Genomic DNA, 17,391 nt, shown 5'->3' with positions numbered 1-17,391 from the left:
ACACACTACTCCTATATTTATGAATTATAGTTTCAATTGCTCTAACATCCTATCCATCTCTTTCATTTCACCCATATCGAGCCATGAATTTTCTGTAATTGGATAAGTTCCTACCTTCTTACCTTCTTCAATATATTTATTAATTAGATCTGTTATATGAAAGAATGTATCCTTAGGAATATCATCTAAAGCTTGAGGTTCTAAAATATAAAATCCTGTATTTACAAGATAATCATAGTCAGGTTTTTCAGTAGTCCCAATAACTTCACCATAATCATTTAACTTTATTACACCATATGGTATCTGGTAATTCTTTAATGAAGTCACCATAGTTATTAGATTTTTCTTATCTTTGTGATATTGTAAAATATCTGAATAATTTGCTTCTACTAAAATATCACAATTACTCACAAAAAAAGTTTCTTTTATCTTTCCTCTTAGTAAAGATAAGCTTCCACCTGTGCCCAAAAACTTTCCTTCCTCTACATATGATACCTCATAGTCCTTTTTTAATTCATCAAAGTATGCCTTTATCATATTTTTCTTATAATTAACAGTAAGATAAAAATTTTGACATCCACATCTATAGAATCTATTAATTATTCTTTCAGTTATAGATAAATCTCCTATTGGAATCAATGGTTTGGGCAATATCTTAGTATATGGATATAATCTTGTACCTTTGCCTCCAGCCATGATTACTACAGGATTAGATATTTTATTATATTGATGAAAATCTTCATTATATTTTTCATTCCAGAATACTACATCTAGAACTCTATTTTCATAGTCTACTAATGGCAATGCTTCTATACATTTTTCATGCATATATTGTTTTGCTAAATGTTTTTCTTCTATATTTAAAACTATAGGAGAAGTATTCATAATATTTTCTACTGCTGAATTCAAATCTCCATTTTTCAAAATCCATCTTCTTATATCTCCATCGGTAATGGTTGCTATAAGCTGACCATCTTCCACGACTAATAGTATTTTCTTTGCTGTGACATCAATTTTTTTTATAGCCTCTTTAATTGATTTTTCTTTACTAATAAATATCTCTTCCAATATGCACACTCCTCTTACTTTAATAAGATATTCTTTATACTTTTTGCAACCCTACAAACCTCTTCTGTACTAAGATTTGAGCTGCAAGGTATATTAACAACTGTATCATGATAATAAAGAGCCTTTTTAATTCTGTAAGTTTCTGATTCTTTATAAGGTTTTTGTTCATGTATCAATCCCCAAATAGGGCGAGTTTGAATTTTATTCTTGCTTAGCTCTTTTATTAGTTCATCTCTTCTTAGCTTCGTACTGTCTAATAATAAAGAATAAAACCAATAATTAGATCTAACATTCTCATTAAAATCTAGTATCTTCACCCCATCTATTGAACCAAGTAACTCTTTATATAAAAAATAGTTTTCTTTTTTTACTTTGATAAACTCTTCAAGTTTTTCAAGTTGAGCAGTGCCAAGGGCTGCTTGAAGGTTTGTCATCCTATAGTTATATCCAACCTCATCATGTATGTAATAAAGTAAGTCATCCTTTGCTTGGGTAGAAAGATATTTTACTTTATTCAAATCCTCATCACTTTTTGCTACAAGCATACCACCACCACCTGTAGTTATAATTTTATTACCGTTAAAGGAATACGCTCCAAAATCTCCAATAGTGCCTGCAAACATTCCTTTATATGGCCCTTCTGTATAGTAGGAACCTAAAGCTTCAGTGGCATCCTCAACAACTTTTAAATTATATTTTTTTGCTATTTTCATTATTTCTGACATATTAGCTAAGTTTCCAAAAACATGAACTACCACTACAGCTTTTATAGTTCTTCCTGTCTTTTTATTAATTAATTTACCATAGTTGAAATTACAATTATTCTCACAAAATTCTCTTAATTTAGCTGTATCCATAGTAAGTGAATCATCACAATCCATAAATATAGGATAAGCACCACAATACTTAACAGGATTAACTGCTGCGATAAAGGTTAATGTAGGAACTATTACCTCATCTCCACTTTCTACCTCACTTTGAATTAGTGAAAGATGTAAAGCTGCAGTTCCACTTTGACAAGCCACTGCAGAATTAACTTTTAAATAGCTAGCTATATCTTTCTCAAATCTATCAATATATGCACCACCTGTAGATACCCATTCTGCTTCTACAGCCTCTGTTACATATTTAAGTTCATTTCCTTTTAGATTTGGTACTGATAAAGGAATAAATTCATTCATGTTATCACCCGCCTAAATGTTATATATATCAGTTTTATAACCTTGTATATTTTCTTTAACCATAAACCACTCAATCGTTTCCTTTATCCCCTGCTCAAAAGTATATTGTGGCTTCCAGTTAGTAAGTTCCATTATCTTTTTATTTGAACCAAGCAATCTATTTACTTCACTTTTATCTGGCCTTATTCTTTCATCATCACATATGATTTGAGCATTAGGATTAATTTGTTTTATTAACTCCTCTGCTAATTGCCCAATAGATATCTCTGCTTGAGTTGCTATATTTATCTCTTGCCCTATAGTTTTGTTACTCTTTGCTATCTCAATAAATCCTCTTGCTGTATCTTTAACATAATTGAAATCCCTAGTAGGAGATAAAGTTCCTAGTTTAATTTCTGTCTTTCCAGACAACAACTGAGTAATTATAGTTGGAATTACAGCCCTTGCTGACTGTCTTGGTCCATAAGTATTAAACGGCCTCACTATAGTTACTGGCAAATTAAAGCTTCTATAAAATGACTCAGCCAATCTATCAGCGCCTATTTTAGTAGCAGAGTATGGTGATTGCCCCTGAAAAGGATGATTTTCATCTATAGGTACATATTGAGCTGTTCCATAAACTTCTGAAGTTGAAGTCACCAAAACTCTATCTAATTCTAAATCCTTAGCTGCTTGAAGTACATTCAAGGTTCCTTTTATATTAGTATCTACATAGGAATCTGGTGAATGATAACTAAAAGGAATGGCAATAAGTGCTGCTAGATGATATACTTCATCCGCTCCTTTCATTGCTTGTCTTACCCCATTAGGATCTCTTATATCCCCAGTAAAAACTTCTATTTCATTTAGTTTTGCTTTTGGCATTGTATCAAGCCATCCCCATGAATTGAAGGAATTATAATATGCAAATGCTTTAACATCATATCCTTCTTCCAACAACATTTCTGTTAAATGGCTTCCTATAAAGCCATCTGCTCCTGTTACTAATATCTTTTTACTCATAGTTGCTCCTTTGTATATTAAAATTCACTTATACTCTATAAAATTATTTAATCAATTTAATCCTATCTATTATTTCATCTCTCTTATTAAAACAATTATCGTCAATTTTTGCAGAAAGTTTAGATTCTAATGGTAAAATTTTATCATTTTTGTTTTCAACACAATTAAAACATAATGTTCCTTCTAAAGTATTTTCTATATGCCTTCTTCTCAATTGTATAAATGTTTCATTGTTCCACGCATCAATTAATTTTGTATTGTTTAAATCAGCCACAGCTAAATAATTTTGGAAATCTGCACAACAAGCTGTAATATATCCTTCACAGGTTATATGTAGTTTGTTAAAAGGGAGTGGGCAATATGTACTCATTGGGACATCTTCTGTGTTATCCACCTCAAGAAGATTATTGATTTCATACATTACTCCACATTGATTTTTACAATTCAAAAAGGCTATATTGTCAGAAATTTTGCCAAATTTTTCAACAAAAATTTCTTTCTCTACTGCAGTATATTTTGTCAAAATACAAGAAACAAAGATTTTAAAATTAAGTTCATGCTCTTTTCTGTATTCAAATAAATACTTGAGATTATTGTAAACCTCTTCAAAATTATCTTGCCCATGTATCGCTAAATATTTTTCTTTAGTACCTGCATTTATTGAAAACTTTATACTATCTATTCCAGATTCTACTATGCTTCTTGCTCTTTCTGGCATTAGCAACGCCCCATTAGTAGTAATATATACATATTCATATCCTATATCTTTAGCTAGTTTAATATATTGCTCCAAATCTTTATTTATCAAAGGTTCCCCTGTAGAATAAAATCCCACTTCTCTAGTTCCTAAATCGTATGCTTCCTTTAATATTCTACAAGCAAAATTGAAATCAATTAATGATTTTTTTCTAGTCATCTTAGAATTTGCACAAAAAACACAGCTATGATTACATGCATTTGTAACTTCAAGAAGCATATTTTTAGGGAAGTCTGGCATTAACTCTTTATTTTCACTATAATATTGATTCATTCTATCTTTAAAACTTATGTTTTTATTCATTTTTAATTCTCCTTAGTATAATCTTTACTTAATAATAAATTAAATTTTAATCTTATTTTGTTCAAAATACATTCTATATATTCTTTTACAATTACTTATAATAGCTTTTTTACATTCTTTTTGGATAATTAATAAGAGTTTAGATTTTATAATTATATAGATAATTTTTATTGAAAATAGAGAAATGAATTTAGATAAATATAATGTATAACTTATACTTTTGTCAATATAAAAAGCAAATTAATATACCTAAATTCAATAAAAGATATACTAATTTGCTTTAAATCTTTAGACAATTAGAAATATTATAATACTTTATTAATTAAAATCCTTGTGAATTTTTCCCCTCCACTTTTATTTAAATGTGATCCATCTCTAAAATCTTCATCTTGCATTTCATCACAATCAAAGTAATCAAATATTTGAAAATTAAATTCTGTTCTTAGAGACTCCATTATTACACTAAATTGCTTTTTTAACTTTTCATCAAAATACTTAGAATAAACTTTATTAACTGGGAAAACAACAAATTTTATTTCACATCCATAATCTTGTAACATATTAACGTATGCTTTTAAGATCTCAATGTTGCTTTTCACTGTTAATGGATAATCCTTCCGACTATCTCTAATAGCTTCCTCTTTACATCTTGCATTTCTTTCATTCATTTCATATTCTAGTAAGGAAGTATTTGCTAACACTTCAGATTTCATTTCACCTAAATTATCATAATCAAAATTATCTAATACTTCATAATTATAATTACAAAACTCATTTTCTAATCTTCCCCTATTATCATCAACTAAATCTTTATATATCATTTGACAGTCATATTTATAATACTCTTTTATCTTTGACGAATCGTATTCAAAACTAAAATAACTTAGTCCTATTATAACCTTCTTAATTTTGTTATTTATCTGTAATGCTTTTTTACAAATTAAGTAATTAGTATATAAATCTGAGGAATCCATAGCTAAATTCACTAAGCTTTTTGGTGCTAGTGTTGAATCAATTCCCCATCTTGCATAAGATAATCCTGTAACAATAGTATCTATCCTTTTAGAACTTACTTCCTCTAACTTTTTTTCTAAGTACCTCTTCATCTGATAACAACGTTCTAAGTAATTATATATCTCCCATAAATATATTATCTTATCTTCAGTAACATTTAAATTTATCAATTCTTTAGTTATTTCATTCTTAGCACTTGATGCTATAAAAATCGAATCATAATCATATTTTTTTATTTCACTAGGAGTAATAATTAACTTTCCTTCTTTATATTGTTCTATATCTCTCCTTTGTGTCTCTATAAATCCAACTATTTCTATATTATCTTCATAAATTATAACTTTTGATTTATCCCACGCTGAACCTGTTCCCCAAACTAATACTCTGCGCATAATATCCATTCCTTTCTATAAATAGTATTCTTTTTATAATACCTAAATAAAATATTAATTCTATTTTTATGTTTCTATCAGTACAATTACTTTTAAATTGAAGATTTTAATTTAAATATTATTAATAACTTTCATCTTTGTCAATACTTTTAGCCTACCTTGTCGCCCAAATGTCTCCACCTATAGTTAACTTTTCATTATATTAATAATCTTTTTCCTTGAATTTATCAATTGAAAGACAGTTATTTAGTCCATAATTTTTTACACTTATCCAGGAACGTGTAGCCGTTATCTCCAACTAAAAAAAGTTGGAGTGTTACAAATGCTAGCTGTCGGATAAAAAAGTTAACACATAGACTAAGATATCATTTTGTTAATAAGAATGTACTAAGACACAAATAAAAAAGCAAATTAAAACATCTCATAAAAACATAAGATATTTCAATTTGCTTTACTTTTTAATAACTAGATTTTATATTAAAATTTAATTCATATTTTCCTTATACCATTGGTATACATCTCTTATACCATCTTCTAAATTAATGCTATATCTCCACCCTATGGATTTTAACTCGCTTACATCACAAACTTTTCTTGGTGTACCATCTTTCATTTTTGTATTAAATATAATTTTCCCATTGTATCCCACAATTTTTTTTATCAACTTAGCTAGATCTTTTATTGATATTTCTTCTCCTGTTCCTATATTTACATGCTGTTCTCCATCATAATTATTCATTAAAAATACGCATGCATCTGCCATATCATCTACATGCAAGAATTCTCTTAACGGAGTGCCAGTTCCCCATACTTCAACTTCTTCTGAATTATTAACTTTAGCCTCATGAATCTTTCTTATCAATGCTGGCATAACATGGGAAGTATTTAAATCAAAGTTGTCGTTTCTTCCATAAAGATTAGTTGGCATACAACTAATAAAATTATCCCCATACTGCCTCTTAAAAAATTTACACATTTCAAGACCAGCTATCTTAGCCACTGCATAAGCTTCATTAGTAGGTTCAAGTTCTCCTGATAACAATTCACTTTCTTTAATCGGCTGTTCTGCAAATTTAGGATATATACAGCTACTTCCTAAAAATAATAATTTCTTCACTTTATTATCATGAGCTGCTTTTATTACATTGCTTTCTATCATTAAATTTTCATATATAAAATCTGCTGGATATACATCATTAGCATATATCCCTCCAACTTTAGCTGCTGCTAAAAAAACATATTCTGGTTTTTCAATCTCAAAAAATGAACTAACATCTGATTGATTAATTAAATCTAATTCAGCATGAGTTTTCAAAATCAAATTATTATACCCATTATTTTTTAAACATCTAACAATAGCTGAACCAACTAATCCTCTATGGCCTGCAACAAATATTTTCGAACTTTTATTCATAATATTCACCTTTCAAATAATCTAAACTTCTATCTGATTATCTATTCCATATATTATCTCTTTTAATCCAATAAAATTCGCTTTTTCTCTAAAACCATACTCTACCAATACATCTTTTATTTCATCATAATAATCAATTGATAATACCACCACATATATATCTTCTATATTTTCTTCTAATAGTTTATTAGGTGAAAATACTCTTAGTCCATCTTTTTCTGTTCCTTCATCAAATTTATTAGATGAAATTAAGTAATCTATATTTAATTCAAAAAATTCTCTGTAAAGGTTTATTCCACTTCCAGTTCCCCACCCAACAATTTTTTTATTATTTATTTGTAATTCTTGCGAAAAATTATTCCAATATATATTTCTTAAAAAACTGCTTACTTCTTCTTGATGATTATAACCAAATTCTTTATTCAAATATTTACCTATTACATCAATTGTCTTTTGTCTCTCGTCATCATCATAATCATCTCTATAACTTCTTATTATATTTAATAAAACTCTCTCAGAAATATACACATGATTCTCTTCCTCATCTTGCCACTTTTGTGTTGTATAATTAAAATATTTTATATCGCTACTATTTAAATCCATATACTTCACAAAATCATTCATATATTTCTTATCTTTTCCTTGGAAATGGACTGCATTTATCTTAATAAATTTTTTAGAAAATATACCTCTTACGTACAATTTCCCATTCATAGTATATATCTTTTTCTTATTTTCTATCCTCTCATAATTTTCATAGTTATGTATGCATATATCAAAGACACTACCATCTCGTTCTACAGAAATATCTTCTGTAATATTTCTATGTTCATTTGCAAACATCATAAATAATGTCATATCACATATTCCACCATGTTTTATATAAGATAAAATGTTAAAAAATTGCTCATTCTTATCCTTATAAGAATAACACTCTACTATAAAATCACATACTCTCTTAAGCATTTCATAGGTAAAAAAGCATTCATTAGCACTAGTACCGCAATAATATATCTTTCCTTCATTTTTAAATTTATTTATATCATAATCTAAAATAACATCTGAGTCTTGATAATACCCCTCAAATATAGATTTTTTTTCCATGTACTCTAAGATATTAAACCAACGTTGTATGCATAATAATTCATATTCGTAGGGGTTACTACTTAAGTGTATATATATTTTTTTAAATTCATTTGCATATTTACTATATTCATCAATATACGCATGCTCCACAAAATCATATACATCATTTGATTTATCCCCTAATAAAACAATATTACAATTAGGATTTTTTATTTTTGCACATCTTAAACTAGTCTGCAAATATTCTGCATTACCTGTATGTACATAAAAAATGTGTTTCATAATTATTTTCTCCTACACTTTATATAATAATATTATTTAATTGACATTCCAGCAATCTCTATCATATCCGAATCTACCATCATAGATATCAACTGATTAAAACTTACTGCTCTTTTCCAACCTAACTTTTCTTCCGCTTTCCTACAATCTCCATGCAACAAATCAACTTCTGCTGGTCTAAAGTACCTAGGATTGATGTCTACTAATAAGGTGCCAGTTTTGGTATTGTAACCTTTTTCTTCTACTCCTGAACCTCTCCATTCAATTTCTATGCCAACTTCTTTGAATGATAGCTCTACAAATTCTCTTACTGTATGAGTTTCATTTGTTGCTAATACATAATCATCTGGTTTATCCTGCTGTAACATCAACCACATACCTTTTACATAATCACCAGCAAAGCCCCAATCTCTTTTTGCATCCAAATTACCTAGAGATAACTTGTCCTGTTTTCCTGCAACAATTGATGCTACTGCTCTTGTTATCTTTCTTGTTACAAATGTTTCACCTCTTCTAGGTGATTCATGATTAAACAATATTCCATTGCACGCGAATACACCATAAGATTCTCTATAATTAACTGTTATCCAATATGAATATAACTTTGCCACTCCATAGGGGCTCTTAGGATAAAAAGGTGTTTTTTCATTTTGAGGTGCTGTTTCTGGCAATCCTCCAAACAATTCTGATGTTGATGCTTGATAGAATTTACACTTTAATCCTGATTCTCTTATTGCATCTAAAAGTCTTAAGGTTCCAACACCTGTAGCTTCAGCTGTATACTCTGGGACTTCAAAAGATACAGCAACATGACTTTGAGCTGCTAGATTATATATTTCATCTGGTCTTATTTTTTCAATAAGCCTATTTAAATTACTAGAATCAGTTAAATCTCCATAATGAAGAAATAATGACTTATTTCCAATGGTAGGATCTTCAAATAGATAATCAATTCTAGTTGTACTTATCATACTATGCCTTCTTATAATTCCATGAACCTCATATCCTTCTTTTAAAAGGAATTCTGTTAAGTATGATCCATCTTGTCCTGTTATTCCTGTAATTAATGCTCTTTTCATTTTTTCACCAACTTTTATTCTCTTAATTTAGTCTATAGTAGCATAACATACTGTATCATATCCATGGTGACGAATTTGAATTTTATAATCTGGACTCAATGTCTTAATATAAAGTGGAACTTCCCATAATTGCTTAAATTCATTTCTATGATAAATACATATTGCAAGTTTAGGTTTATATTTCTTTATTGTCTCTTGCAATCCTTCTAATGCATTTATTTCCTCGCCTTCTATATCCATTTTAATAAAAGTAGATTTAATTTTTAAATCATCCCCTTTTATCACATCTATACTACAATCTGCTTCTTCTGCACTTTGTATTATATGGGAACCTGCATCAGAATTTATAAAATTTAATTTTCCTGTTACATTGGATAGTCCCTTATTATAAATTTCTATATTCATATAATCATTAAGATTCTTTTTTAATAATTCATACAAACCTATTTCTGGCTCAAAGGCATATATTTTATTATATTTATTATTCACAGCTTTAAGAAAGTTAGTAATAGAATCTCCATCATATGCTCCTATATCTATATATGTCTCATTTTCATTTAAACTCATTATTGACTTATCAAAATATTGATTAGGAATTATTATATCAGCATAAATTTTTTCCGAATTCAAATAATTTTCATACCTACTTTGAACTATAGTTTTATACACATAAATTGATTCTTCATCATCTAATAGTTCTATTACTTTTTGAATTTCTTGTATATTATCCTCTATATGTTTTCTATCATCAATATCATCACTTAAGTAATAACCAAATCTATCACTGATATTTAATGGAGAAATTAATAATTCTCTATTAAACCCAAGTTGCAATAATTGCTTTCTGATTTCCCCTATATATGTTAAACTACCTAAAAAAACAACAGTATTGTTGATATTAACTTTTTCAATTACTAGATTAGGTGCAATTATTTCAATTCCTTCATAATAAGTATTTTGAGCATTAGGATTATTATCCAATATATAATCAACTTTTATATTATTATATCTAAGAAATTTCACTAATTTCTTACCACCTTTAGAAGCAGAAAAAACTACTACTATATTATTTTTTATCCTTTCATATAAGTTGCTCTTTAAAAAATTAACTTCTCTTTTTTTTTCTAATTCTGCTAACAAACTCATCATTATGCCTCCAACTTATCATAAATTAAAACTATACTTAATTTATACTATCTATGTATCCAATAAGTGATTCCATACTAATAAAATCTCTCTCTTCTTGTAATCCAATAAATTTAAGAAATCCTCGTATTTCTTGATAATATGAAATACTCAATACTATTATAAATATATTGTTTTTATCTTCGCTCAATATATTGGATATATTGAATATTTCTGCTTCATTAAACGCATGTCCAACTTTTTTCTCATCCACATCAACAAAATAATCAAACTTAATATCATAATATTGTTTTAAATGATTTATACCATTACCACAACCCCAACCTATTATTTTTCTACTCTTTATATTTAATTGTTTATAATTTCCATTTGATACTTTCTTAATATTATTATCAATGATATTAGCACTAATATCATTCAATTTAGCATATTCTCTAATAGCATCATATGCATCAACATTCTTAGAATTATTTTTTTTCAAATTCATCAGCGCTTCTTTAGAAACTTTATAATCTATAATGTCCATTTCTTTCTTGCAATCTTCTTTTTCCCATTGGGATAAGTTAAAGTTAAAACAATATATACCATCTACACTATCTATTTCATTATATTTTACAAATGATTTAATATAGCATTTATTGTCGGAATGAAAATGAATTGAGAATAATCTTTCAAACTTATTAATTATTGAATCTTTAGCATATAGCTTACCATTAATTAGATATATTTTTGTTTTATCTCCAATAAAATCATATTTATGCATATGAAAAGCATTAGTATGATCTTGTGCATTTACATTAAATCCAAATATTCCTCCATTTGTTCTTTCTCCAATATTACTTACTCTACTTTCATTATAATAAATATATAAACTTAGCAATTCCATATCAGTTACGTTTGTCCATTTATTAGTTTCTTTAATATGTTTCATATGAGATCTAATTTCACATAACTCCATTAGTTTTTCTTTTTTCTTATAATAACTCAATATAAAATCACAAAAATCATTTAGAATATCAACTGTAAAAGCAGATGTATGTCCACTGCAATCGCAATACCAAAACTTGTTATCATATACTATATGCTCAATATCACAATCTAATATACAATCGGAATCTTGATAAAACCCTGCCTGTATATTATTTTTTACCATATACTCTAAAATAATAAACCATCTCTGTATGCAAAAGATTTCATAATTATATTCTTTATCACTTAAATGAATATAATATTTTTCAAATTCATTTGCATATCCATTATATTTATTTATATTTTCATACTGTATTCCTTCACATATAGAGTTATCAATTTCATCTCCCAGTAAGATAATCTTACTATTAGGACTCTTTACTTTTACCTGCTTTAAACTTTCTAATAAATAATCTGAATTTCCCTTATGAACATAAAAAATATATTCAAAATAATTATTATATTTTTGCATAATAAATATCTCCCTTCACTCAACATGCTTAATCTAAAAACAATATTTATTACACAAGTAACTTTTCTATTGAAACAACACTGATTTTATCTATTTTTTTCCTTATATCATCTTTTATATCTTTATAATAATAATAAGGAGTAATTATTATCAAATCATTTTCATTTACTTTTTTACAATATTCTTCTAACGTAATGCAATCTAATTCAGTACTGTCATTAATAAAGTGTTTATCAATAAAACATTTTATTTGCAAAATACCTTCTTTTCTAATTTGTTTATATAAGTTAATTCCAATGGTTCCATGTCCATATATCACCACACATTTTATACCATACATACTAATTATATTGTTACTAATAGTTTGTCCTTCAAATATTGTATTTAACCATCTATTCATAAAATCAAATTTATTTTTATAATCTTGCAATAATTCTCTATAAGATTTAGGCATAAATTTTATTCTAATTTGATTCATGATATCATTATTAATTTGTAATTTTTCAGAAAAACTCCATTGGAAATCATCATCAACATCTAACTCAAATTGATTAGTATTACTACAATGTATTCCACTTCCATCTAGTCCTATATTTTTTGTTAATGATTTAACTGGTATAATTGTGTATTTATTTCTTATCATCTGATTAAAACAAAAGTATACGTCCCAAGCATTAAGTTTTCCTTCTAATTGTTGCTCGAGCATCTCTGTAAAATCCTCTCCACATTGATTGAATTTTTCCACTAAATTTCTATTTTTTCTAAATTTATCGTATACATCAACATTCCATGTCACTTCTTCCCATCTATCTTTCCAAGTAGCCCACCCCCATGAGCAACTTCGTAAACTTAAATAAATATCTTCATTGTAATATTGTGGAATACTATTTGCAAAATTAAAACCACCTATTGATGTTATATGGTTGTATTTTTCATAATACGATAACGCTTCATTCATGAATCTTAGAAATTTTGAAGATGTTATTATATCATCTTCGACAACAATCACTCTTCTATGATTTTCCAAAACATAACTAATACCTTCTCTTATAGATCTATCAACGCCTTTATTTTCACTTGATTCAAATAAAATGCACTTTTTAAATCCACTAATTTGGCTTACTATTCTTTTCACTTCATTAATTTTATCTAAATCATCACTAGTCCTGCATCCATCCAAAAATACATATAAAATACTTTTATCTGCCAATTCATTCTTCTTTAATGCATCTATCGTCATTTGTATATGATTAGGTCTATTATATCCAAACAACGCTATTGGAGCCAATTCCATACTATCCTCTTCCTTTCATTCTATTCACAAAGATTTACTTCAAATCTATCTAAATCAAATCTTTTGCATTAACTTATCTAATTACTAAATTGTAAAATGCAACAACATGTTTATTGGTATAGACTTGTCTTGATTCAACTTAGTATTTAACTGGATAAATTGCACAATGATTCTTTGATGTGATAATTATCCCTTTTTTTAAAAGGGTTTTTTAAAATGCATACCTACCTCTTATTTTCTTAAGAAGTAATGCATGCATTTCCACTATCTTATTTGATTTATCATGCCCCACATTTCGTCTGCGGTGCTTATAGCTTTTGAGCCTAATTGGAAGGCTCTTTGTGTCATAATCATATCAGTGAACTCTTGTCCCATATCTACATTGGAACCTTCAACATAGCCTTGAACTATGTCCACATTTTTTTCTCTATACACATTGGTACCTGTATTAGGAACATATAAATTATCTCCCTTTGAAACAAAAGCCTTGCTCCCCATAGCATTATATACTGGTATTTCAGCAACCTTAGTATAATTTCCATCTGCTTTAGAAAAAACATTTCCAGCTGTATCCACTGTGAATGTACCTGAATATAACCTTACATTTTTTTCGTTATATCCATTTTCATATTTCATCTGAAGAACATTTCCTGAAGAGTCAACAATTTTACCATCTCTGTCTATTTCAAAATTGCCTTGTCGCTCATATGCATAGGTTCCATCTTGAGTTCTTACCATAAAGTACCCCTTACCATCCAAAGCAAAGTTAGAATCATTTTTAGTCTCATTTAATGGTCCTTGCTCATCATATCTTACCCAATCAACAGCTCTAACACCTGTACCAGTATATGCTTTGTTGCCATCAGTAGGATACCCTTTTCTATCTAAGGTTTCAGTCATAAGATCTTTGAAAGATACATCAATTCTCTTATATCCATCTGTAGTTGCGTTTGCTAAATTATTTGAAATTGCATCTAATTTCTCCTGATTAGCATTCATGGCTGATTTTCCATTCCATAAAACTCTAAACATATATCATTCCTCCAATTTCCAAGTCATGTATAATATCTTATACTTTACCTACCTCAGTAGCTGCTTTTCCCATGCTTTCATCTATCATCTTTACAATCTTTTGATTTGTTTCAAAACTTCTCATTGTAGTCATCAAATCTATCATAGTGTCAGTTAGATTAACATTTGATTTTTCAAGAGCCTTATTTTGTACATCTAAGTTATTGTTGTATGTAGGATTAGTCCCCTTGTACAAGTTATCTCCTGCTTTTTCTAAACTTTTATTATAATCATTAAAATCTGCACCTAACAACTTATATTTTGGCACACTATTTATAGTCAAATTTTTACTTCCATCCATAGCTAAAGATCCATTTCCTATATAAATTGGACCTGTAGCTCCTGAAGTTAAATCTGTACCAAGCACGCTGTCACCACTATCTGTCACTAAATATCCTGCATTATCTATTCTAAAATGGCCATCTCTTGTAAAGTAATTTTCATTATTATGCTTTACTGTAAAAAATCCTCTACCTTGAATTGCAAAATCAGTAGTATTATCTGTAATTTGAGTAGCACCTTGTGTAAACTTAACAGTAGTTCCATCAATTCTTGATCCTAAATTCAATTTTCCTAATTGGTTTGGAACATTAACCCCACCACTTATTTTATCTCTATTTTGAATCATTACGTCTTTAAAACTCTTAGTTATAAGTTCATCTTCTTTATACCCATTAGTATTAACATTTGCCATATTGTTTGAAATAACATCTTGTTTTGCTTCAAGATTTATCATTCCTGATACTGCTGTATACAAACTTCTTATCACTTTTTATTCACATCCTTATTAAAAAAAACTTTATCTTCATCCGAATAGTGCATACCATAGCTTCGTGCTTTTTCCTCTATTTCTGCCTTAGTTGGAGTCCTATCTAATTTATAAAGTAACATCATAGATGTTGCTAGAACAATTCCTATACCAATGCCAATCAATATTTTCCTGTCACTTAAAAAGTTAAAGATATCTTTTAATATTTTAATAATCCTTTTATTAATAATATCTCCCCCTTTCCAAAGCCTAACTCATTACATATTTCCTCATCAGATTTTCCTTGATCTACTAATTCTTTTACTTTTAGAATTTTTGAGTTTACATTATCTTTATTAAAATCAGACTGTTGTGAGCTTTCATTATCTATATTAACATTATTGTCTTCCTTTTCAATTGTAACTTGATCTTCTACAATATCTTCCTCGACTTTTATTATATCGTCTATTGTTTCACTTTTTTTAGTCATTTTTATAATATTATTTATACTTTTTTTCAAATCTTCTATTTCCACTTGAACTTCAGTTATATTTTCTGCATATTCTCTTCTAACTTCACCTAATTTGAATTCAAACTCTTTTAAATCTTCCTCTTTTGATTTTAATATATCGCCAAAATTATTTTTGTTTTTATGTTCTTCTTTTTTAATTGCATTTCTATTTATTATTATAAGTGCAATACCTATTATCAATAAAATTATTGGTACCATAATTAATCCTCTTTTATCTTATATATAGTTTTTGCATTTCTTTTCTTAAATTTGCAATAGCTCTACTATGTAACTGACATACTCTAGATTCCGAAACCTCTAGTACTTTACCTATTTCCTTTAATGTTAACTCTTCATAATAATATAAACTCAAAACCGTCTTATCTCTCTCATTTAACTTATTTATTGAAGCCTCTAATAGTTTTATTTCTTCTTTCTCTTCGTATATCCTCTCAGGACTAGGACTATTCTTATCTTCAATTAACCCTTTAAATGTTACTTCTTCATCCTCAGAATAAATGGCATTTTCCAATGAAATTACAGATATGTAGTTTATGTAATTTTCTATTTCACCAATTTCTTTAAAGCTCATATTTAATTCCTTAGATATTTCTTCATTGGAAGGCTCTCTCATAAGCTTATTCTGCAAATTTTGTACTGCATCATTATACCTATTCAGCTTATCTATAGCACCTTTAGAAATAGGACTATTTTTTCTAATTTCATCAATCATAGCCCCTCTTATTCTAATGGACGCATAGGTAGAAAATTGCATTCCCTTGCTTTCATCAAACTTATTGAAAGCATCCATAAGTCCAACCATCCCACAAGCTATTAATTCTTCATATTCAAGATGCTTGCTTTTACCCAAAATAACACGCGATGCTATATATTTTACTAGCGGTATATATTTTTCTATTATTTGTTCTTTAGGTAATGATTTAATGGACATATTCCTTTCCCCCTTAAATATTAAGTAAGTTCTCTTTGTTTTCTCATCAACTTAAATACATTGCTTATAATAACTTCTCTATCTCTTTCACTAATGTCTGTAAATTCAACTCCATAAAGATATCTTCCATCGTCAGTTTTTTCTTTGCGCACAACTTTCCCTGTCACTTGCAAATTTTTATTGTATTGTTCTAATTTTAAGTAAACTTCATCATTCTTATTATGTTGTATCTTAGAGATAAATCTTATACCACCGCCACTTAAATCTGTAACCCATTCTTTTGTATAAGCTATTTTATCATCTACCTTTGTACCAACCTCTACTGAATCTACCAAACCAACTCTCACATAATTTCTACGTTGTATTTGAGTTATCTTATAAGGTTTAGTAAGTTTAATTAACCTTACATTTCCTGATATTTCCCTGCCTATGACTTTGCTGGTAAGTCTAAAGGTATTTCTTTTATGGTCGAAATATATCATATCAACCTCTTCATTTATTTTTAGTAATAGATACTCACCATCTACAACAGGTAAATATAATGAAATGAAGTCTTCTTCTACATCCTGAATTTTGCTTTTATATATCTTGTCACCATACTCAACGTCTATATTAGTATTAACAAGAATATCGAAATTTTCCATGCTAGT

The 17,391-nt window shown here is 28.0% G+C and carries 17 protein-coding genes; all 17 read right to left on the bottom strand.

Annotated elements, in window-relative coordinates; genetic code table 11:
* Positions 1-24: 24 nt before the first annotated feature.
* Complete coding sequence (locus OCU47_RS04075) at positions 25-1,077, bottom strand: nucleotidyltransferase family protein (protein ID WP_482026987.1); 1,053 nt, start codon at positions 1,075-1,077, stop codon at positions 25-27.
* Between the two features lie 5 nt (positions 1,078-1,082).
* On the bottom strand, positions 1,083-2,249 hold the full coding sequence (locus OCU47_RS04070; protein ID WP_261827315.1) for a LegC family aminotransferase: 1,167 nt from the start codon (positions 2,247-2,249) through the stop codon (positions 1,083-1,085).
* A 12-nt stretch (positions 2,250-2,261) separates the two neighbouring features.
* Positions 2,262-3,251: an NAD-dependent 4,6-dehydratase LegB gene (locus OCU47_RS04065; RefSeq protein WP_261827314.1), complete on the bottom strand. Its 990-nt coding sequence runs from the start codon at positions 3,249-3,251 to the stop codon at positions 2,262-2,264.
* A 43-nt stretch (positions 3,252-3,294) separates the two neighbouring features.
* Complete coding sequence (locus OCU47_RS04060; RefSeq protein WP_261827313.1) at positions 3,295-4,311, bottom strand: radical SAM/SPASM domain-containing protein; 1,017 nt, start codon at positions 4,309-4,311, stop codon at positions 3,295-3,297.
* A gap of 305 nt (positions 4,312-4,616) precedes the next feature.
* Complete coding sequence (locus tag OCU47_RS04055; RefSeq protein ID WP_261827312.1) at positions 4,617-5,717, bottom strand: D-alanyl-lipoteichoic acid biosynthesis protein DltD; 1,101 nt, start codon at positions 5,715-5,717, stop codon at positions 4,617-4,619.
* Positions 5,718-6,201: 484 nt separating this feature from the next.
* Entirely contained in the window at positions 6,202-7,131 is a 930-nt protein-coding gene (fcl, locus tag OCU47_RS04050; protein ID WP_261827311.1) for a GDP-L-fucose synthase, read from the bottom strand.
* Positions 7,132-7,152: 21 nt separating this feature from the next.
* On the bottom strand, positions 7,153-8,499 hold the full coding sequence (locus OCU47_RS04045) for a hypothetical protein (RefSeq protein ID WP_261827310.1): 1,347 nt from the start codon (positions 8,497-8,499) through the stop codon (positions 7,153-7,155).
* Between the two features lie 32 nt (positions 8,500-8,531).
* Positions 8,532-9,578 carry a GDP-mannose 4,6-dehydratase gene (gene gmd / locus OCU47_RS04040; protein WP_261827309.1) on the bottom strand — a complete coding sequence of 349 codons (1,047 nt, stop codon included), beginning with the start codon at positions 9,576-9,578 and terminating at the stop codon, positions 8,532-8,534.
* 27 nt (positions 9,579-9,605) lie between these two features.
* Positions 9,606-10,724, bottom strand: coding sequence for an FkbM family methyltransferase (locus OCU47_RS04035; RefSeq protein ID WP_261827308.1), 1,119 nt, complete (start codon positions 10,722-10,724; stop codon positions 9,606-9,608).
* A gap of 37 nt (positions 10,725-10,761) precedes the next feature.
* Positions 10,762-12,165, bottom strand: coding sequence for a hypothetical protein (locus OCU47_RS04030; RefSeq protein ID WP_261827307.1), 1,404 nt, complete (start codon positions 12,163-12,165; stop codon positions 10,762-10,764).
* 49 nt (positions 12,166-12,214) lie between these two features.
* Entirely contained in the window at positions 12,215-13,459 is a 1,245-nt protein-coding gene (locus tag OCU47_RS04025; RefSeq protein ID WP_261827306.1) for a glycosyltransferase family 2 protein, read from the bottom strand.
* Positions 13,460-13,723: 264 nt separating this feature from the next.
* Positions 13,724-14,491 (bottom strand): flagellar hook-basal body complex protein, encoded by a 768-nt coding sequence (locus tag OCU47_RS04020; protein ID WP_261827305.1) that lies wholly within the window; start codon positions 14,489-14,491, stop codon positions 13,724-13,726.
* A 37-nt stretch (positions 14,492-14,528) separates the two neighbouring features.
* Positions 14,529-15,299, bottom strand: coding sequence for a flagellar hook-basal body complex protein (locus OCU47_RS04015; RefSeq protein WP_261827304.1), 771 nt, complete (start codon positions 15,297-15,299; stop codon positions 14,529-14,531).
* Positions 15,296-15,463 carry a hypothetical protein gene (locus tag OCU47_RS04010; protein WP_261827303.1) on the bottom strand — a complete coding sequence of 56 codons (168 nt, stop codon included), beginning with the start codon at positions 15,461-15,463 and terminating at the stop codon, positions 15,296-15,298. The genes OCU47_RS04015 and OCU47_RS04010 overlap by 4 nt, the downstream gene beginning before the upstream one ends.
* 35 nt (positions 15,464-15,498) lie before the next feature.
* Positions 15,499-16,008, bottom strand: a complete 510-nt coding sequence (locus tag OCU47_RS04005) for a DUF4349 domain-containing protein (protein ID WP_261827302.1) — start codon at positions 16,006-16,008, stop codon at positions 15,499-15,501.
* A gap of 13 nt (positions 16,009-16,021) precedes the next feature.
* Entirely contained in the window at positions 16,022-16,741 is a 720-nt protein-coding gene (locus tag OCU47_RS04000) for a FliA/WhiG family RNA polymerase sigma factor (protein WP_261827301.1), read from the bottom strand.
* Between the two features lie 20 nt (positions 16,742-16,761).
* Positions 16,762-17,385: a flagellar brake protein gene (locus tag OCU47_RS03995; RefSeq protein WP_261827300.1), complete on the bottom strand. Its 624-nt coding sequence runs from the start codon at positions 17,383-17,385 to the stop codon at positions 16,762-16,764.
* Positions 17,386-17,391: the final 6 nt, after the last annotated feature.

Origin of the sequence: Clostridium sp. TW13, assembly GCF_024345225.1 — a bacterium.
GTDB classification, from domain to species: Bacteria; Bacillota; Clostridia; order Clostridiales; family Clostridiaceae; genus Inconstantimicrobium; species Inconstantimicrobium mannanitabidum.
The sequence above is the reverse complement of the archived record's forward strand: the minus strand, read 5'-3'. Positions and strand labels throughout refer to the sequence as shown.

What these genes read in the sequence shown, in the direction of transcription:
- OCU47_RS04060 (WP_261827313.1), bottom strand. Translation starts at nt 4,311, where the DNA reads ATGAATAAAAACATAAGTTTTAAAGATAGAATGAATCAATATTATAGT.
- OCU47_RS04005 (WP_261827302.1), bottom strand. Translation starts at nt 16,008, where the DNA reads ATGGTACCAATAATTTTATTGATAATAGGTATTGCACTTATAATAATA.
- fcl (WP_261827311.1), bottom strand. Translation starts at nt 7,131, where the DNA reads ATGAATAAAAGTTCGAAAATATTTGTTGCAGGCCATAGAGGATTAGTT.
- OCU47_RS04065 (WP_261827314.1), bottom strand. Translation starts at nt 3,251, where the DNA reads ATGAGTAAAAAGATATTAGTAACAGGAGCAGATGGCTTTATAGGAAGC.
- OCU47_RS04055 (WP_261827312.1), bottom strand. Translation starts at nt 5,717, where the DNA reads ATGCGCAGAGTATTAGTTTGGGGAACAGGTTCAGCGTGGGATAAATCA.
- OCU47_RS04045 (WP_261827310.1), bottom strand. Translation starts at nt 8,499, where the DNA reads ATGAAACACATTTTTTATGTACATACAGGTAATGCAGAATATTTGCAG.
- OCU47_RS04000 (WP_261827301.1), bottom strand. Translation starts at nt 16,741, where the DNA reads ATGTCCATTAAATCATTACCTAAAGAACAAATAATAGAAAAATATATA.
- OCU47_RS04025 (WP_261827306.1), bottom strand. Translation starts at nt 13,459, where the DNA reads ATGGAATTGGCTCCAATAGCGTTGTTTGGATATAATAGACCTAATCAT.
- gmd (WP_261827309.1), bottom strand. Translation starts at nt 9,578, where the DNA reads ATGAAAAGAGCATTAATTACAGGAATAACAGGACAAGATGGATCATAC.
- OCU47_RS04020 (WP_261827305.1), bottom strand. Translation starts at nt 14,491, where the DNA reads ATGTTTAGAGTTTTATGGAATGGAAAATCAGCCATGAATGCTAATCAG.
- OCU47_RS04070 (WP_261827315.1), bottom strand. Translation starts at nt 2,249, where the DNA reads ATGAATGAATTTATTCCTTTATCAGTACCAAATCTAAAAGGAAATGAA.
- OCU47_RS04030 (WP_261827307.1), bottom strand. Translation starts at nt 12,165, where the DNA reads ATGCAAAAATATAATAATTATTTTGAATATATTTTTTATGTTCATAAG.
- OCU47_RS03995 (WP_261827300.1), bottom strand. Translation starts at nt 17,385, where the DNA reads ATGGAAAATTTCGATATTCTTGTTAATACTAATATAGACGTTGAGTAT.
- OCU47_RS04035 (WP_261827308.1), bottom strand. Translation starts at nt 10,724, where the DNA reads ATGAGTTTGTTAGCAGAATTAGAAAAAAAAAGAGAAGTTAATTTTTTA.